Source organism: Tundrisphaera macrotermitis (assembly GCF_051175315.1).
Lineage (GTDB): Bacteria > Planctomycetota > Planctomycetia > Isosphaerales > Isosphaeraceae > Tundrisphaera.
This window is the reverse complement of the sequence record NZ_CP195100.1, coordinates 2,616,684-2,633,395: the sequence shown is the minus strand read 5'-3', so window position 1 is coordinate 2,633,395 and position 16,712 is coordinate 2,616,684. Positions and strand designations below refer to the sequence as shown.

The following is a 16,712-nucleotide window of genomic DNA, read 5'->3' as shown; positions in this document are numbered from 1 at the left end:
GATCAGAGTTCGAGCTTCGAGGCCACGGCCTGGCGGAGCGACTCGCGGACCGATTCCAGGCCGATCCGGTCGTAGACGTTGGCGAAGAAGCCCTCGACGATCAGGCGGACGGCGGTCTCGCGGTCGATGCCGCGGGCCATGAGATAGAAGACCATCTCCTCGTCCACCTCGCCGGCGGTGGCGCCGTGGGTGCAGCGGACGTCGTTGGCCTCGATCTCCAGCCCCGGGATCGAGTCGGCGCGGGCGGCGTCCGACAGGATCAGGTTGTCGTTCTTCTGGTAGGCGTCGGTCTTCTGGGCATCCTTCTCGACCTTGATCATCCCCTTCCAGACGATCCGGGACTTGTCCTTGAGCCCCGACTTGTAGAGCAGGTCGCTGTGGGTGTCCGGGGCGACGTGGTCCTGGCGGGTGAAGTAGGCCAGGTGCTGCTTGCCGGTCGTGAACATCACGCCGTTGACCTGGGCGTCGGCCTTCGGGCCCATCAGGGCGACTTCCTGATTGACCTTGGACAGCCGCGACCCGAGCCCGCCCACGGTCCACTGGATCGACCCGCCGGCTCCGACCAGGGCCCGCTCCCGGCTGAAGTGCCAGGTGGCGTCGTCCCAGTCCTGGATGTTGACGAACTGGAGCTTCGCCCCGTCGCGGACGATCAGCTCGACCGCCCCGACGTGGAGGCCGGGGGCCGAGGACCGGCCCTGGCCGGCCAGCTCGCGGATCAGGGTGGCCTCGGCCCCTTCTTCCAGGACGATCAGGGTGTGGTCGAGGTCGACCGCCCCCTCGCCGGCCATCCCGACCAGGCTGAACAGGGGGGCCTCGACCTTGACCCCTTTGGGGACGTAGAGCAGCGTCCCGCCGGTCCAGAAGGCTGCATGCAGGGCCGAGAAGGCGTCGGCCATCGGGTCGACGGCCTCGGTCAGCATGTGCCGTTCGAGGATCTCGCCGTGCTCCTTCGCGGCGGTCGCCAGGTCGACCAGGATCGCCCCGCCCAGCTTCGCCGGGTCGGCCTTCCGGGTCGGGGCGGCGTTCAGGTGCTCGATGCCGGTGGCATAGTGGCCGCTGAGCGCCTCCCACGAGGTGACCATGCAGCCCCGGGCGTGGGCCGACGCCTCGCCGGGCGCGGGCAGGGCGAACGAGCCGAGCTTGAGGCCGCGGATGTCGGTCCGTCGCCACTCCTCGTCGCGCAGGGTCGGCATCGGCATCGACGCGAAGGCCTGGAACGCCTTGCGCCGCCGTTCCAGCAGCCACGAGGGCTCATCCCGGCCCTTCAGGAACGCCTCGAAGCTCGCCTCGGAAAACCCGCCGGTCGCGGTGGGACTAACGGTCGCGCTGCTCATCTCGGAGAACTCTTCCTATTCGCATCTCTGCGGTGGTGAATGAGGGTCGATACTCTCCCCAGATGGGGGCGATATCAGATCATGACTTTCTTGAGGTCTTCCGGGCTGACCCCGATCGAGAGGGTGACATGCCCCCAGTCGTCGGGGGGCAGGTGGCCGGACAGGATGTCCCAGATCAGATCATTCTTTTCTTTGATTCTTTTCCCGTCGAATTTGCGGCTCACGATCACGACATGGACGTTATCATCGTACCCATCGGAGACATCAACCAGGTCGGCCGGATCGCGGAAGTAGTGCTGCTTGAGGACATCGACGATCCGCTGCTTCAAGCATTCATCGGCCGGCATGGCTTCCTCCTCAGGGATGGGCCCGCAACCAGGACAGGACCCTGTCCAACGCATCCAGGAAGTCTTCAGCTTCCTCCCGGCCCGAGAGGTCGGGATCGTATCGCCACTCCGGCCCCCATCGATTCACGGTCACATAAGCTTTCCAGGCGTCGCGATCGGATCGGATGCGGGCCTGATCCCCCGTGATTCGGAACAACCACTCGATCTCGTGCGAGTAGACCGTGGCCTCTCCAGCGATCAGTCCCCGGGATTTCAGGTCCTGGTCCAGATCCGCAAGAGTCCGCACGCCGTACCTCTTCATCAACCGCGCTTTCAACAAGCACTCGACGGCGTAACCTCCCAGATACATCGAGGCCCGCCAGCGGGCACCATGGAAAAGGACCTGGGCATCATCCCTCCGATGCTGGCTCGCCTTGAACTGGTCGTTGATCCCGTGGTGATCATCCCGAGCCATCTTCGACTTTCCAGGGCGTGAGACCTCGGGGGGAATGCGATTGTCGGCGAGGGGGGAGTCGAACCCCTCGTCAGTCTCTGATCAGGAGACCGCTCTGACCGTTGAGCGACGCGCCAGGGGGCCGGGGGGAGTCGAACCCCCGTCTTCGAGCGGGCGAGGAGCGTCCATCACGCCGCGACCCCTTCGGGGAAGGGACCGGGATATGAGGAAAGCGCTTCTCGACATCGCTCGAACCCCTGGCGTTGAACGAACCCAACGATCGCGACGGCCTCAGCCGACCGAGCCTTCCATCTGGAGCTGGATCAGCTTGTTCATCTCGACGGCGTATTCCATCGGCAGCTCCTTGACCAGGGGCTCGATGAATCCGCTGACGATCATGGTCGCGGCCTCGGCCTCGGACAGGCCGCGGCTCATGAGGTAGAACAGCTGCTCCTCGCCGATCTTGGAGACGCTGGCCTCGTGGCCGATCTTGACGTCATCCTCGTCGATCTCGATGTACGGATAGGTATCCGACCGGCTCAACGGGTCGAGGATCAGGGCGTCGCAGACGACGTTGGACTTGGAGCCCTTGGCGCCCGGGTCGATCTTGAGCAGGCCGCGATAGCTGGCGCGGCCGCCGTTCTTGCTGATGCTCTTGCTGATGATCCGCGAGCTGGTGTGGGGGGCCGAGTGGACCACCTTGCCGCCCGCGTCCTGGTGCTGCCCCTTGCCGGCGAAGGCGATCGAGAGGATCTCGCCGCGGGCCCCCTTGCCGGTCATGTGAACGGCCGGGTACTTCATCGTGAGCCGGCTGCCGAGGTTGCCGTCGACCCACTCCATCAGGGCGTCTTCCTGGGCCTCGGCACGCTTGGTGACGAGGTTGTAGATGTTGTTCGCCCAGTTCTGGATGGTCGTGTAGCGGCAGCGGGCGCCCTTCTTGACCAGGACCTCGACGACTGCCGAGTGGAGGCTCTCGGTCGTGTAGATCGGGGCGGTGCAGCCCTCGACGTAGTGGACCTGGGCCCCTTCCTCGACGATGATCATCGTCCGCTCGAACTGGCCCATGTTCTCGGCGTTGATCCGGAAGTAGGCCTGGAGCGGGATGTCCACCTTCACGCCGGCGGGGACGTACACGAACGACCCGCCCGACCACACCGCCGTGTTCAGCGCGGCGAACTTGTTGTCGGCGGTCGGGATGATCTTGCCGAAGTACTCGCGGACGAGGTCCGGGTGCTCGCGGAGGGCGGTGTCCGTGTCGGTGAAGATCACGCCCTTCTTGGCCAGGTCTTCGCGGAGGCTGTGGTAGACCACCTCCGAGTCGTACTGGGCGCCGACGCCGGCCAGGAACTTGCGCTCGGCCTCGGGGATGCCGAGCTTGTCGAACGTGTTCTTGATCTCGGCCGGCACGTCGTCCCAGGTCTTGCCCTGGCGGTCGGCGGCCCGCATGAAGTAGCGGATGTCGTTGTAGTTCAGCTCGTCCAGGGCGCCGCCCCAGATCGGGTTGGGCTTGGACCAGAAGACGTCGAGCGCGTGCAGGCGGATGTCGCGCATCCACTGCGGCTCGTTCTTCATGTCGGAGATCTGGTGGACCGTGTCCTTGGTCAGCCCCTTGCCGCTCTGGAACGAGTAGTTGTCGACGGAATCGCGGAAGCCGTACTTGTACTCTTCCTTGATCCCCTGCACCTGGGCGTTCAGGTCGGTCGCCATGTCATGCCTGCCTTTATCGATGAATCGAGGGTCGGGTCGTGTCGCGGAGGACGGATGACGCAGGGCCGGGATCGTTCACCCGCGGCGGACGATCGCCCTCGATGGGGAATTCCATGCCGGATGGCCCGGCGACCGCCCCGATCAGGAGTGGCTCGGGTTGGCCTCTTCCAGGGCCTCTTCCTCGCGGGCGGCCTCGGGGTACTTCTCGCGGATCCAGTCGTAGCCCTCGGCCTCCAGCCGGGTGACCAGCTCGGGGCCGCCGTCCTCGACGATCTTGCCGCCGAAGAGGATGTGGACGAACTGGGGCTTGATGTAGGTGAGGATGCGCTCGTAGTGGGTGATGACCAGCACGCCGGTGCCGATCCGCTGGGCGACCCGGTTCACGCCCTCGGAGACGACGCGGACGGCGTCGATGTCCAGGCCGCTATCGGTCTCGTCGAGGATCGCGAACGACGGCCGGAGCATGGCCAGCTGGAGCACCTCGGCCCGCTTCTTCTCGCCGCCGGAGAACCCTTCGTTGAGGTAGCGGCGGGCGAAATCCGGGTCCATGCCCAGGTCGTCCATCTCCTTGCGGATCTCCTTGCGGAAGTCGCGCATCGAGATCAGGTCTTCCCCTTCCTTGCGGTCGGGGTTGCGGACGTTGGAGACGGCGTGGCGGAGGAAGTTGGCCACCGTGACGCCGGGGATCACCGTCGGATACTGGAAGGCGAGGAACAGGCCCGCCTTGGCCCGCTCGTCGGCTTCCATCTCCAGAATGTCCTGCCCGTCCAGGGTGGCGGTGCCGCCCAGGATCTCGTAATTCGGATGGCCGGCCAGGGCGTAGCTCAGGGTGCTCTTGCCCGACCCGTTGGGGCCCATCAGGGCGTGGACTTCCCCCTCGCGGATCGTGAGGTTGACCCCCTTGAGGATCTCCTTGCCCGCGATGCCCACCCGCAGATTCTCGATCTTCAGGACCTTGCTCATGGATCTCGCCCGTTCACTCCAGCGGAAGGGATGCGTGAGGCTCGCCGAGACGGACCGGCGCGAGGCTCGGAAACCAGGGGAAACGATTGATCGGTGGGCCGGGCTAGGCGGCCGAGGTCGGGTTGGACGTCGGGGACGGGCCCGCCAGGGGCTTGGCCTCGAAGTCGCAGGAGCGGTGGCCATCCAGGCGGCACTGACTCAGCCGGAGGCCGTGGCCGAGGACCTTTTCAAACATCTTGCGTTCCAGGGCGCAGATCGTGCGGTCGAGCTCGGCCAGGGCATGGTAGGGGCACGAGTGCTGGCGGAGGACCGGCGACAGCCCGCCCTCGTCGGCCACCTCGGCCTCGATCCCGCGGCCGTGCAGCAGCTCGCCGAGCTGGACCATCCGGCCCTGCCACGCCTCCCCCTGGACCTGCGACCCATAAAGATCGGCGAGCCGATCGGTGACGCGGCCGAACAGGAAGCGGCGGAGCTTGGGGTCTTCGATGTCCCGCATCAACTCTTCCCAGAGCGCCACGGCCAGGTCGGCATAGTTCTGCCCCAGCGCCTGCTGGGCCGCCTCGCTGGCGCGGTAGGTGTGCTTCGGACGGCCGCGGCCGCCGGGCTCGGCCCGGCGCTCGACCAGGCCCGAGGCGACCAGCCGGGTCAGGCGGTTGCGGATCGCCGTCGGCGTGACGCCGAGGTGCTCGGCCATCGCCGCGACGGTCAGGGGGCCCTGGCGGCGGATCAGGTCCAGGAGCCTGCGGTCGGAGGTGTCGGACATCGCGTCAATCCCCCCGCCTCGCCGCCCGGCGGACCCAGGTCCGCGAGGCCGATCCGTCCCGACCCGATCCGCGACCACACGGGCCCATTGTAGGGGATCCGACGGCGATCGTCCATGAAGCGGGCCCCCGCCCGACCAATTTTCGCAAGATTCGTTGCGAAAAACCCGGGATGGCCCCGCCCTTCGCCCATCCATCCCCCCTTCACCCGCCATCTGTTGCGGCCGGTTGACGGACCGACCGTTTCTGTTAGTCTGGACGGGAAAGGTCGATGAGGCTTGCGGGCGGGAAACCGAGGGGCATCCCGCCCACCGGTCGTGCTTGCTCCCGGGGGACCCCCCTCGGGATCGGAAGGGGTTCGTACCGATGTCCACGGGGCCGGATTCAACCGCTCGTAAGAAGCAGGCCAGGGACCTCTTCCAGCGCGGCAACGACGCCGCCACGAAGGGGAACTACGAGTACGCGGCCCAGATGTACCGGGATGCGTGCAAGCTCGACCCGGAGGAGCTGCCCTACCGCCAGTCGCTGCGTGGGGTCGCCCGCAAGAAGTTCAACAACGACCCGAGCAAGGTCGGGCGGATGGTCGGCCTGTCGCTCCAGACGACCAAGATGAAGATCGGCTCGCTCAAGAAGAAGGGGAAGTGGGCCGAGGCGATCGAGCTGTGCGAGGAGGCGTTCCTGGCCAGCCCGTGGGACACCTCGATCGCGATGGACGCCGCCGAGGCGGCCGAGAACCTCGGCCTCAAGAAGGTCGCCCAGTACTTCGTCGAGTCGGTCTTCGCCCAGGGGGAGAAGGATCACAAGTTCCTCCGGTTCGCCGCCCACATCGAGGAGCTGGCCGAGGACTGGAAGAAGGCGATCATCTGCTGGGAGAAGGTCAAGGCCATCCTGCCCCACGACGAGGACGCCCGGCGCCGGATCAACGACATCACGGCCCGCGCCGCGATCCAACGCTCGGGGCTCGACCAGTCGCTGGGCAAGCACGCCGCCGTCTCCGGCCCGGAGAAGGACGCCCCGCCCGACCCCGACGAGATCCGCCGCAACTCCGTCACCCCCGAGCAGCGCTACCTCGCCGAGATCCAGGAGAACCCCGAGCGGATCGGCTCCTACCTCTCGCTCGCCGAGGACTACCGCAACGAGAATCGGCTCGAAGATGCGGAGAAGATCCTGGCCCGCGGGCTCAAGGCGGTCCCCGACAATCCTTATATCCGATCGGCGTACGCCGAGGTCCAGATCGCACGCCTGAGGCACGCCGTCGAGGTGATGACCCAGAAGGTCGCCAAGGACCCGACCGACTCCGACAAGAAGGAGAAGCTCGAACAGTTCCAGACCGCCCTCTACAACTACGAGGTCAAGGAGCTGAAGCGCAAGATCGGACTCCAGGCCGACGACGCCAACCTCCGGTTCGAGCTGGGCAAGCTCCTGGCCAGGGGCGGGCGCCACGACGAGGCGATCGCCGAGTTCCAGCAGGCCCGCAACAGCCCGGAGCTGAAGGTCCACGCCTTGCTCCAGGCGGGGCTGTCGTTCCAGGCCAACGGCTCGCTGCGGCTCGCCGAACGCAACCTCCAGGAGGCGCTCCGGCTGGCCGCCGTCGAAGACATCCCCACGATCAACGAGTTGCACTACAACCTCGGCTGCCTCGCGCAGGCCCAGGGCAACCTGGCGATCGCGGAAGAGCACTTCAACGAGGTCGCCGCCAACGACTACTCGTACAAGGATGTCGCCGAGCGGCTCCGCAACCTGTCCAAGAAGGAAGAGCCCGAGGACTGACCGCCCGGCCGGGGGGATCGGGGCGTGGACTCCTCCCCCCGATCCGACGGCCGATCAGGCCTCGCCATCGTCGAGGGCGTCCAGGTTCAGCCCCTCACGGCCGGCCCAGTCGCGGAGGATCGCCAGGCAGGCGGCGTCGGGCTCCCGGTTGCACTTCCGCTTCGCCTGGATGACCTGCCTCGTCGCCGGGTCGACCTCGATGGTCATGAGGCGGTCGCGGCCGTCGGGACGCTCCACGCCCAGCGACCAGATCGACGACCGTCGTTTGGAGCAGATCGCGGTGTAGGTGGCGACGCAGTGGTGCATCGCCTCCCCCTCCGCGGCCAACGCATCGCTGTCCAGCAGCTCGCGGATCGTCCAGGCGCCCCCCGCCCCGTCGTCGCGGTGATAGGGATGGAGGCCCAGCCCCTCCCAGCGGATCAGGATCTTCTCGGGCCGGGCCGGCCGGGCTTCCGCCCGCCAGGCGACCACCCGCCGCATCAGCGACGCGACGGTGCGTCCCTTGATCGACAGGTCGGGCTCGGGCGGGTCCAGCTCGATCTCGGTCCCCTCGCCGATGATCGCCGGCCGATACCGGAACTTCCGGTCGTGGAGGTAGTCGATGATCGCCCCCACCTCCTCCAACGCCAGCCGGGGCGTGTTCAGGAACAGGTGGATCACGGGGAGCCAGAAATCCTCGTTCCGCAGGTCGACCCCCAATCGCGATGCGGCGATGGCCCGGGCCAGCCGGTCGGACCCGCCCAGCCCCCGGACCTGCGCCCAGCGGAGGGCGAACTCGATCGGGAACGTGGCCGGGGCGTGGGCGAACTCGTGGGCCATCCGCTTCGTCAGGTGGATCGGGAAACGCGCCGTGCGGAGGCTCCCGCCCCGCCCGACGTGGCGGAACCAGCCCTGCCGCCGCTTGGCGGGATAGCCCGTCCCGCCGGTCCAGGCCGACAGGAGGACCGGCGGGACCGGGTACTCGGCAAACAGGTGATGGGCCAGCGACGAGAACAGGGGCAAGGGCCCCACGCCGACCGGCTCCCACGCGTCGATCGGCCGCACCCAGGAGCGCCGCTCCTCGCTGAGAGCGAGCAGGCCGTTGAGGATCCCTTCGAACGGGGCGGCGTCCGCCTGCCCGACGTGGCACGCCGGCCTCAGCAGGGCGGACCGGGACTGGACCCGCCACAGCAGGTCGGCGAACGCCCGACGCGGCTTGCCCGCGACCGACGCGGCCAGGGCGGATCGGATCGACCGATCAATCAGCGATTTCGCGAACTCTCTGCGAGCATGGGGCAGGGACATGGGGGATCTCCCGGCGGGGCCGTGGGTGCGCAACGCGATGAAGGACGACGCGCCGCGTCGCCGGTCATGGTCGGGCGGCCCCGCCGGGGTGCGGATCACCCCTTCAGGGGGCCGGCCGGGCGACGCATCGAAGCATCTGGGCTGTTCGGCGCGGAACAATTGGGCGGCGTTGGATGAGCATAGGAACCTCCTTCGGGAGCGTCGGATCCGCGACGATCAGCAGGGACACGGCCTTCGGCGGCCCGGTTCGCCCCGGGTCCGGAAATCCGGATGACGACGATCGCATCAATCCTCCCGATTGCGACGAATGGGCCGTCGAGGTCCCTCCGTTCTGCCCCGTCGGGGCTGATCCCGGCGTTCTAGATTGGTCGAAGGACAGGGGAGGGAACGCCTCGGGATCGGGAGCGGGGGTCACGTCGTGGTCGAGCTGTGCATCCACGTCGCCAACCTGTTCTACCTCGCCTCGTTCGTGGGGCGGGACATGCTCATGCTCCGGGCGCTGACGTGCGTCGGGCTGCTGCTGGGCGTGGTGTTCTTCAGCTGTCAGAAGACGCCGATGTACGGGCCGACCGCCTGGCACCTCGTCTTCCTGGCGATCAACGCCTATCAGATCCATCGGTTGCTGATGGATCGGCGGCGGATGCGGCTGACCCGCGAGCAGGCCCGGGTGGGCGAGGCGAACTTCCGCGCCCTGTCGCGCGAGGAGCTGCTGACCCTGCTGACCTGCGCCTCGACGCGCGGGGCGGGGCGGCTCGACGACGTGCAGGCGGCCAGCCACCAGCCGCTGGACAGCGACGAGCGGGTGCTCCGCGACCTCGCCTTCAGCCACCTGACCCGCGACGAGATCTTCAACCTCGTCACCCGGCGGTTCTGGCGGTTCCTCAAGCGGAGGAAGCCGTCGCGGGCCCATCGCGCCCCCGGGCGCGAGCCGCTCTGGTACGCGCTCGAAAACGTGCAGGATTCGGCGATCCGCTGAGATCGACCCCAGGGAGACCGGCGTCATGGACGGGACGATCCGAATGCGAGCGTGTGCAATCCTGATGCTGGTCGCCTGTTGCGGGACCGCCCCGGCGGCCGACGCGGGGCGCCCCAGCGGCCTCCCCCTGCCCGGCTCGATGCCGGTCGCCGAGTTCGAGGCGAAGCTGTTCCCGTTCCTCAACGATCGCCAGTACGAGGCGCTGGGCTGGGTCCGCGACAAGGGCGTGCGCGACACCGGGCCGTACATCGACGGCAAGTACTACGGCACCCACCCGGCCGTGCGGGTCTTCTATTCCCCGGGCGTGATCCGCTGGCTGGAGAACGGCCGGGCCGGCGCGATCCCCGACGGCGAGATGATCATCAAGGAGCAGTATGCCGCCCCGGCCGCCCGCCACGACGGCAAGACCGAGGCGGAACTCCGCGAGTCGCTGGAAGCCTGGACCGTGATGGTCAAGGATGCGTCGGGCTCGCAAGACGGCTGGTTCTGGAGCAACCCCGGCAAGGGCCAGAAGGTCGTCGACAACCACCGCGACCCCTTCCCCGAGCCGATCTCCGGGTTCGGCCAGTACTGCGTCCGCTGCCACGCCGCCCCGCAAACCCCCGGCGAGGCCGCATCCAGCAAGGCCAACGAGTTCACCTTCGTCTCGTTGCGGAACGTCGCCGGCTATCCGGGCGAGCCGATCCGGTTCCGCGTCGATGATTCCTGGCGCGAGCCGAAGCCCAAAGCGGCCGTCGCCGAAACAACGAGCGAATCCCATCCCCAGTGCCCCCGCACCGGCACCGCCGACCGCCCCTGCCGCGAGCCCGACCCCCGGTTCCTCCTCTCGTACACCACGATCCCGAAGACGGAACTCGCCGCGATCAAGCTCCTGCCGCCGGTCACGCACGACTGGGCGGTGACGACCCGCGACCCGTCGCGCGAGTTCGTCACGTCCAACCAGTGCATGAGCTGCCATGCCGGGCTGGTCGCCCCGTTCGGTCCGTCGATGTACGTCCCGTTCGACGCGAAGGCGGAGTTCGGCGGGCCCGGCCGCGACGTCTCGCCGCACGGAGAGTGGCGCTGGACGCCGATGGGCCTCGCCGGACGCGACCCGGTCTTCCTGGCGCAGGTCGAGAGCGAGGTCGCCACGATCCGCAAGGAGTTCCGCGCCGACCCGAAGCTCGCCGCCGAGCTCGAATCGACCCTGGCCGACACCTGCCTCCGCTGCCACGGCGCGATGGGCCAGCGCCAGCACCAGATCGACCACGCCGGCCGGCCCGACCGGTTCTCGCTCGACCTCGCCCACGGCGTCGAGGGGCCCCACGCCAGGTACGGGGCCCTGGCCCGCGACGGCGTCGGCTGCATGGTCTGCCACCGGATGCAGCCCCGCCCCCAGGCCGCAGACGACAGCCGCTCGCCGATCCAGCACTTCCTGGAAACCTCGACCACCGGCAACTTCCACCTCGGCCCCAAGGGCGACCTCTTCGGCCCCTACCGCGACGACGCCATCGCCCCCTACGCGATGGAGCACGCCACCGGCTGGAAGCCGAAGCACGGGGCCTTCCTCCAGTCGTCGCAGATGTGCGGCACCTGCCACACCGTGGCCCTGCCCAACGTCGACCGCCCATTCGGCGACGGCTCGCAGGAATGGAAGCCCGACGAGCTGACCCGGTCGGAGACGGTCCCCCTGTTCCGCAAGTTCCACCACCACGTCGAGCAGGCCACCTACCTGGAGTGGCTCAACAGCGAGTACGAGAACGAGGTCGACCCCGCCAACCCCCGTGCCCGGTCGTGCCAGGATTGCCACATGCCCCGGGGCGTCACCGACGAGGCCCACGGCATCGCCATCCCCCGGCTCAAAACGCGCATCGCCACGATCCAGGACACCACCTACCCCGACGCCGAGAACCTCGCCCCCGGCGACCAGCTCCGGGTCCGGATCCGCGACGAGGAAGGCTACCGCCGCCACAGCTTCGCCGGGCTCAACGCCTTCCTCCTGACCCTGTTCGACCAGTTCGACGACGTCCTCGGCGTCCGCAAGGCCGACACCATGACCGGCTCCAGGGAGGGCCTGGCGCAGGCCGTCCAGGACATGGCCCGGACCGCCCGCAACGACGTGGCCTCGCTCGACCTCGACGCCTCCTGGCAGGGCTCGCACCGGCTGAACGCCCGGGTGACCGTCCGCAACAAGGTGGGCCACCGCTTCCCCTCGGGCGTCGGCTTCCGCCGCGCCTTCCTGGAATTGTCCGTGATCCAGGCCGCCGGCCCCCGGACCGGCCCCGAGCGGATCGTCTGGTCGTCGGGCCGCACCGACGGGTTGGGCCAGATCCTCGGCGCCAACGGCCGCCCGCTCCCGTCCGAATCCTTCGCCGCCGCCCCCGCCGACGGCCATCAGAGCTACCAGCCGCACCATGACGTCATCACCTCGCCCGACCAGGCGCAGGTCTACGAGTCGCTGCTCCGCGACGCCAAGGGGCGGTTCACCACCAGCTTCATCCACGGGTGCGAGGTCGCCAAGGACAACCGCCTCCTCCCCCGGGGTTGGAAGCCCGACGGCCCCGGCGCCAAGCCCGTCCTGACCGGCCGCTACCTCAAGGCCACCCACCCCAGCCCGGACGTGGCCGCCGACCCCCGCTACGGCGACGGCAGCGGCTCCGACGAGGTGGCCTACCGCATCGACCTCCCCGCCGACGTCGACCCGTCGCGGCTGATCGTCCGCGCCACGCTCTACTACCAGGCCCTGCCCCCCTACTTCCTCCGCAACCTGTTCGAGACCGCCCCCGACGGCCCCTCGACCCGCCGCCTCCACCACATGATCTCGCGCCTCGACCTCAAGGGCACCCCGATCGAATCCTGGAAGCTCCCGATCACCTCCGCCACCGCCACCCCCGGCCCCCGACCCCTCGCCGACGCCCGCCTCCACCGCGTCGACGAGTGACCCCGTCCGGGTCGAGGCGGGCCGGGCTCATCCGGGCTCCGCCCCCTCGACCCGGAAGGTCAGCAGATAGCGCCGGACCATCTCCGGCAGCGTCTCGATCTGGCCCGGATGGTCGTACCGGATCAGATACCGGCGTCCGCCACGCTCGAAGATCAGTCGGTAGACGAAGGACGGATCCAGCTCCCTGCTCGTCTCCTCGATCCCTTCCTTCTCGCTCGCGGGTAACCCCTGAAATTCGACGGGATGAAATCCCGGGGACGGATCCTCTTCCTTGATCCTGAACTCATGGACAACGAACCCCCGAAATCTGCGGCTCGGAACATGACCGTACCGTGGGGTCGCGCAGATCCCCGTCCACAGATCCTCCTGCTCGGGCAAGTCGTTGGGGTCGCTGAGGCGAACGCCCCACTTCGGCGGCACGATCATCGAATAACCGCGAGGGTGGCGAACGCGGTGGATTTCGTCGGGAGGAGTGGTGGGGATCGGCGGATCGATCGGCCCCAGCATGAGGGGCACGATGCCGACGACGACCAGAAGATAGGCCAATCCCCATCGCCATTGCCGGCGAGATACCAAACGTCGGACCATCGGGCCGATTCGATTCATGCTCACGCTCGAAGGCCGGGACACGGGGCGTGCATCGCGAGGTAGGGGATGTAATCTCCGGGTGTGCCTTTTGCTTTTGGCGTTCGGATTTCCGGGTGGCTGTGGTTGGCTTGCCAACCACGGCGCCGACGAGCCCGCCCGGCGATCGATGGCCGGCGTCGAGGATCCTCGGCCCGGTGCCGCGATGGTCAGCACACCGCGATCGAGGCGCCGGCGCCGTGGTTGGCAAGCCAACCACAGCCACCAAGGACCGCCGAGCCACATGCCTAAATCAAAGGGCACACCCGAATCTCCTTTCCGCGAGCGGCGCACGTTGCGAATGGAAGCGATCTCGATCAGAATGTCCAGATCCGTCCGATTTCCCAACCGAACCTTTGACGGTTTCCGCTCTTCATCGACAACGGCCCCCATGCCGATCGCATCATGCCCCCAGCCGCTCGACCATCGCCGGGCCGCATCCTGACGCTCGTCGCGGGGGCACTGGTGCTCAAGGTGACGGCCGCCGTCGTCTCGCAATACGGCCGCTACATCCCGCCCGACTTCTCGTCCGACTTCCTCCACGGCCGCGAAGGCTACTTCTTCGGCCCCTACCGCTGGGCCTTCCTCACGCACATCCTGGCCGGCCCGATCACGCTGGTCCTGGGCCTGTTCCTGGTCGGCGACCGGTTCCGGGCCCGATCCCCGAGGTGGCATCGATGGCTCGGCCGGGTGCAGGTCGCCATCGTCGTCCTCTTCGTCGCCCCCAGCGGTCTGATGATGGCCCCGTATGCCGCGGCGGGGCCGGTCGCGGCGGTCGGCCTGGCGGCGCTGGCGATCGCCACGGCGACCTGTGCCGTCGCGGGCACCCGGGCGGCGATCCGCCGCCGGTTCGCCGATCATCGCCGCTGGATGTGGCGGTGCTATCTCCTGCTGGCCTCGGCCGTCGTCCTGCGGATGATGGGCGGGCTGGCCACGGTCGCGGGCTGGTCCGCCCCCTGGTTCGACCCCCTGGCCACCTGGGCCTGCTGGCTCGGCCCGCTCGCGATCTTCGAGTGGAGGGAGCGGGCGGGGCGAGGCCCGATGCGCGACCGCATCAGTACAGGTCCTGCGGTATCTGATCGTGGCCGGATACCGTGATCATGATGCGACGGATTTCGGGTGCGATCTGGTCGCTGAGGAACCGGTCGGCACCATCGGCGAAGAGGGCGTTCATGCCCCCCCGATGGTTGGATTTCGTGGACGGGCCAAGGCCCAGGATCAGGCGCTCGTCGGCATCGACCGGGGCCATCCAGGGGGCCGCATGCTCCGCGCCGCCCTCGATGACCATGAGCGTCGTCGATCGGCCATCGGTGAACTCCTCCGACTTCAACGGTCGGCCGGGCGGGAAGCACCCATCGGGGGTGGCGATCCCCAGGTAGGTCGTCATGTTCTTCGGGTTGGGCAGTTCCGGGCAGTGGAAGACGCCGATCTCGGTGGCCATCGCTTCGGCGTTCGCCGGATCATCCCACGACTTCGACAGGTTGAGGCTGTTGTAGAGCGCTTCATGGTCCATATACGGCAGGATCAGCGTCCGCCAATCGTGCAACGGCCGGCCGTCGGCGTCTTCCGTACGGCCGATGGGCAGGGCATGGTGGGACTGCTCGTAGCCGAACAATCCCAGACCGATGTTGTGCATGTTGCTGGCGCACTGCATCCGGCGTGCGGCACGAGACGCCGTACGTCGGGCCGGCAGCAGGAGCCCGATCAACAGGGCGACGATCCCCGCGATGACCAGGCACTCGACCAGCGTCACACCCCGCCGCGCCGGCGATCGCGACGGGCCGGCGTCGGGGCCAAGAGGATCGAATCGGGCAATCATGGGCGATGGTCCTGGGTCGAGGTGCTGGGACGCCAAAGGTCGCGACGCGAACGCATCAATATTGATCGTCGGGAATCTTCTCGCCGCCGGCCACCGAGATCCAGGCCCGTCGGACCTCGGTCGGGACGGTGGCCTTGAGGAACCGCACGCTGCCGTCGGCGAATAAGGCGTTCGAACCGCCCGGGTGGCGGAGCTTCGCGTCCGACCCGAGGCCCAGGATCAGCCGCTCCCCCGCGTCGACCGGGGCCGGCCAGGGGGCCGCGTGCTCCTCGCCGGCCTCGATGACCATGAGGGTCGATCCCGTCCCATCGGTGATCTCCTCCATCGTGCGAAGCCGGCCGGGCGGGAAGCAGCCATCGGGGGTGGCGATCCCGAGATAGGTCGTCGTCGCGGCCGGGGCCGGCGAACTCGGGCAGTGGTAGATGGGGACGGCGATCCCCGACGCGGTCGTGTTCGTCGCGTCGTCCCAGGATCTCGCCAGATTGATGGTCTGATAGACCGTATCCTGTTCCACGTAGGCCAGGGTCAGCGTCCGCCAACCGTGCAATGGCCTGCCCTCCTCATCCGCCGTCGAGGCCGGCGGCAAGCAGTGGAAGGCGTATTCATAATTGAAAACCCCCACCCCGATCTGCTTGAGATGATTGACGCACTGGCTGCGGCGGGCCGCCTCCCCCGCGGTCCGGACGGACGGCAGCAGGAAGGCGATCAGGAGGGCGAGGATGGCCACGATCACCAGCAATTCGACCAGCGTGAGGCCACGCCTGGCCCCCGGCCGCGACGGACCCATCGTCGGCCCGGTGTGATCGAACCCGGTGCGCATGGGCCGCACCCTCGAATCGCGGTGCCGGTCCGGTCGAGAGGGCATCTTCATCGGGGTGGCTCGGTGAGGGGGGGTGAACAAGGTGGCCAGGGTCCGACGCTTCAATACGGGTCGTTCGATCGCTTCTCGCCGCCGGCCACCGAGATCATCGCGCTCCGGACCTCGGCCGGGACGGAATCCTTCAGGAACCGCACGCTGCCATCGGCCATGCCGGCATTCACGCCACCCGCATGGTTAAGCTTTGCGGTCGGGCCGAGGCCCAGGATCAGGCGTTCGTCCGCATCGACCGGGGCCATCCAGGGGGCGGCGTACTCGGAACCGGCCTCGATGACCATGAGGGTCGATGACGGGCCGTCGGTGATCTCCTCCAGCTTCCGAGGCTCTCCGGGCGGGAAGCAGCCACCGGGGGTGGCGACCCCGAGATAGCTGCACAGGGTACTCGGCCCGGGCGCGCTCGGGCAGTGATAGGCGGGGACGGCCGTCGCCAGCGCGGCGGCGTTCGCCGGGTCGTCCCACGGCTTCGCGAGGTCGATGGATTGATAAAGCTTCTCCTGCTCCAAGTAGGGCAGGATCAGCGTCCTCCAGCTGTGCAGCGGGCGGCCGTTCGCATCGACCGTGTAGGCGGGCGGAAGAGAATCATAGGCTTGCTGATAATTGTGGAGGGCCAGGCCGATCAACTTGCAATAATTGATGCACTGGATGCGGGCGGATTTTCTGTGTGCCGAACAGACGGCCGGCATCAGGGCCGCACACACGAGCGCGACGACGGCCACGACCACCATCAGTTCGATGAGCGTGAAACCTCGCTTTGCCATCGGTTTCGACGGGGCGAACCCCGAATGATGGTGATGGGCGAACATGGGCGACAACCCTGTTTCTTGGCTCCGGACGGGAAGCATGGGGACATCATCAGCATAGCCCGACGCATCGATGGGAACTAGCCATCGGCCGAAA

At 68.0% G+C, this 16,712-nt stretch carries 15 protein-coding genes and 1 tRNA gene; 4 read left to right on the top strand and 12 right to left on the bottom strand.

Going from position 1 to position 16,712, the window contains the following annotated elements:
• Positions 1-2 precede the first annotated feature (2 nt).
• The 7 genes from sufD to TA3x_RS10540 form a co-directional block, all read right to left on the bottom strand.
• A complete protein-coding gene (gene sufD, locus TA3x_RS10570) occupies positions 3-1,334 on the bottom strand; it encodes a Fe-S cluster assembly protein SufD (RefSeq protein ID WP_435020962.1) in 1,332 nt (443 codons plus the stop codon).
• 74 nt (positions 1,335-1,408) lie between these two features.
• Positions 1,409-1,681: a hypothetical protein gene (locus tag TA3x_RS10565; protein ID WP_435020960.1), complete on the bottom strand. Its 273-nt coding sequence runs from the start codon at positions 1,679-1,681 to the stop codon at positions 1,409-1,411.
• A gap of 10 nt (positions 1,682-1,691) precedes the next feature.
• On the bottom strand, positions 1,692-2,135 hold the full coding sequence (locus tag TA3x_RS10560) for a hypothetical protein (RefSeq protein ID WP_435020958.1): 444 nt from the start codon (positions 2,133-2,135) through the stop codon (positions 1,692-1,694).
• 43 nt (positions 2,136-2,178) lie between these two features.
• Positions 2,179-2,251 (bottom strand) — tRNA-Ile (locus TA3x_RS10555).
• 154 nt (positions 2,252-2,405) lie between these two features.
• Complete coding sequence (gene sufB, locus TA3x_RS10550) at positions 2,406-3,821, bottom strand: Fe-S cluster assembly protein SufB (RefSeq protein ID WP_435020956.1); 1,416 nt, start codon at positions 3,819-3,821, stop codon at positions 2,406-2,408.
• 141 nt (positions 3,822-3,962) lie between these two features.
• Positions 3,963-4,784 carry a Fe-S cluster assembly ATPase SufC gene (gene sufC / locus TA3x_RS10545; protein ID WP_435020954.1) on the bottom strand — a complete coding sequence of 274 codons (822 nt, stop codon included), beginning with the start codon at positions 4,782-4,784 and terminating at the stop codon, positions 3,963-3,965.
• A 103-nt stretch (positions 4,785-4,887) separates the two neighbouring features.
• Positions 4,888-5,547, bottom strand: coding sequence for a helix-turn-helix transcriptional regulator (locus tag TA3x_RS10540; RefSeq protein WP_435020952.1), 660 nt, complete (start codon positions 5,545-5,547; stop codon positions 4,888-4,890).
• Positions 5,548-5,911: 364 nt separating this feature from the next.
• On the opposite strand from TA3x_RS10540, the gene TA3x_RS10535 reads away from it, so the two are divergent.
• The gene (locus tag TA3x_RS10535) at positions 5,912-7,315 is read left to right on the top strand and encodes a tetratricopeptide repeat protein (RefSeq protein ID WP_435020950.1); all 1,404 of its coding nucleotides are present in this window, start codon (positions 5,912-5,914) and stop codon (positions 7,313-7,315) included.
• A 54-nt stretch (positions 7,316-7,369) separates the two neighbouring features.
• Here the strand turns inward: TA3x_RS10535 and TA3x_RS10530 are convergent, their stop codons facing one another.
• A complete protein-coding gene (locus TA3x_RS10530) occupies positions 7,370-8,599 on the bottom strand; it encodes a PcfJ domain-containing protein (RefSeq protein WP_435020948.1) in 1,230 nt (409 codons plus the stop codon).
• 418 nt (positions 8,600-9,017) lie between these two features.
• Here TA3x_RS10530 and TA3x_RS10525 point away from each other — a divergent pair, with 418 nt between their 5' ends.
• The gene (locus TA3x_RS10525; protein WP_435020946.1) at positions 9,018-9,575 is read left to right on the top strand and encodes a hypothetical protein; all 558 of its coding nucleotides are present in this window, start codon (positions 9,018-9,020) and stop codon (positions 9,573-9,575) included.
• 43 nt (positions 9,576-9,618) lie between these two features.
• Positions 9,619-12,495 (top strand): hypothetical protein, encoded by a 2,877-nt coding sequence (locus tag TA3x_RS10520; protein ID WP_435020944.1) that lies wholly within the window; start codon positions 9,619-9,621, stop codon positions 12,493-12,495.
• Between the two features lie 27 nt (positions 12,496-12,522).
• Here the strand turns inward: TA3x_RS10520 and TA3x_RS10515 are convergent, their stop codons facing one another.
• Positions 12,523-13,101, bottom strand: coding sequence for a hypothetical protein (locus TA3x_RS10515; protein ID WP_435020942.1), 579 nt, complete (start codon positions 13,099-13,101; stop codon positions 12,523-12,525).
• Between the two features lie 423 nt (positions 13,102-13,524).
• Here TA3x_RS10515 and TA3x_RS10510 point away from each other — a divergent pair, with 423 nt between their 5' ends.
• Positions 13,525-14,217 carry a DUF2306 domain-containing protein gene (locus tag TA3x_RS10510; protein ID WP_435020940.1) on the top strand — a complete coding sequence of 231 codons (693 nt, stop codon included), beginning with the start codon at positions 13,525-13,527 and terminating at the stop codon, positions 14,215-14,217.
• Here the strand turns inward: TA3x_RS10510 and TA3x_RS10505 are convergent.
• The 3 genes from TA3x_RS10505 to TA3x_RS10495 form a co-directional block, all read right to left on the bottom strand.
• On the bottom strand, positions 14,174-14,938 hold the full coding sequence (locus TA3x_RS10505) for a DUF1559 domain-containing protein (RefSeq protein ID WP_435020938.1): 765 nt from the start codon (positions 14,936-14,938) through the stop codon (positions 14,174-14,176). The two genes, TA3x_RS10510 and TA3x_RS10505, sit on opposite strands and share 44 nt — an antisense overlap.
• A 55-nt stretch (positions 14,939-14,993) precedes the next feature.
• Positions 14,994-15,758, bottom strand: a complete 765-nt coding sequence (locus tag TA3x_RS10500) for a DUF1559 domain-containing protein (protein ID WP_435020937.1) — start codon at positions 15,756-15,758, stop codon at positions 14,994-14,996.
• Between the two features lie 101 nt (positions 15,759-15,859).
• The gene (locus TA3x_RS10495) at positions 15,860-16,657 is read right to left on the bottom strand and encodes a DUF1559 domain-containing protein (RefSeq protein WP_435020935.1); all 798 of its coding nucleotides are present in this window, start codon (positions 16,655-16,657) and stop codon (positions 15,860-15,862) included.
• Between the last annotated feature and the right edge of the window lie 55 nt (positions 16,658-16,712).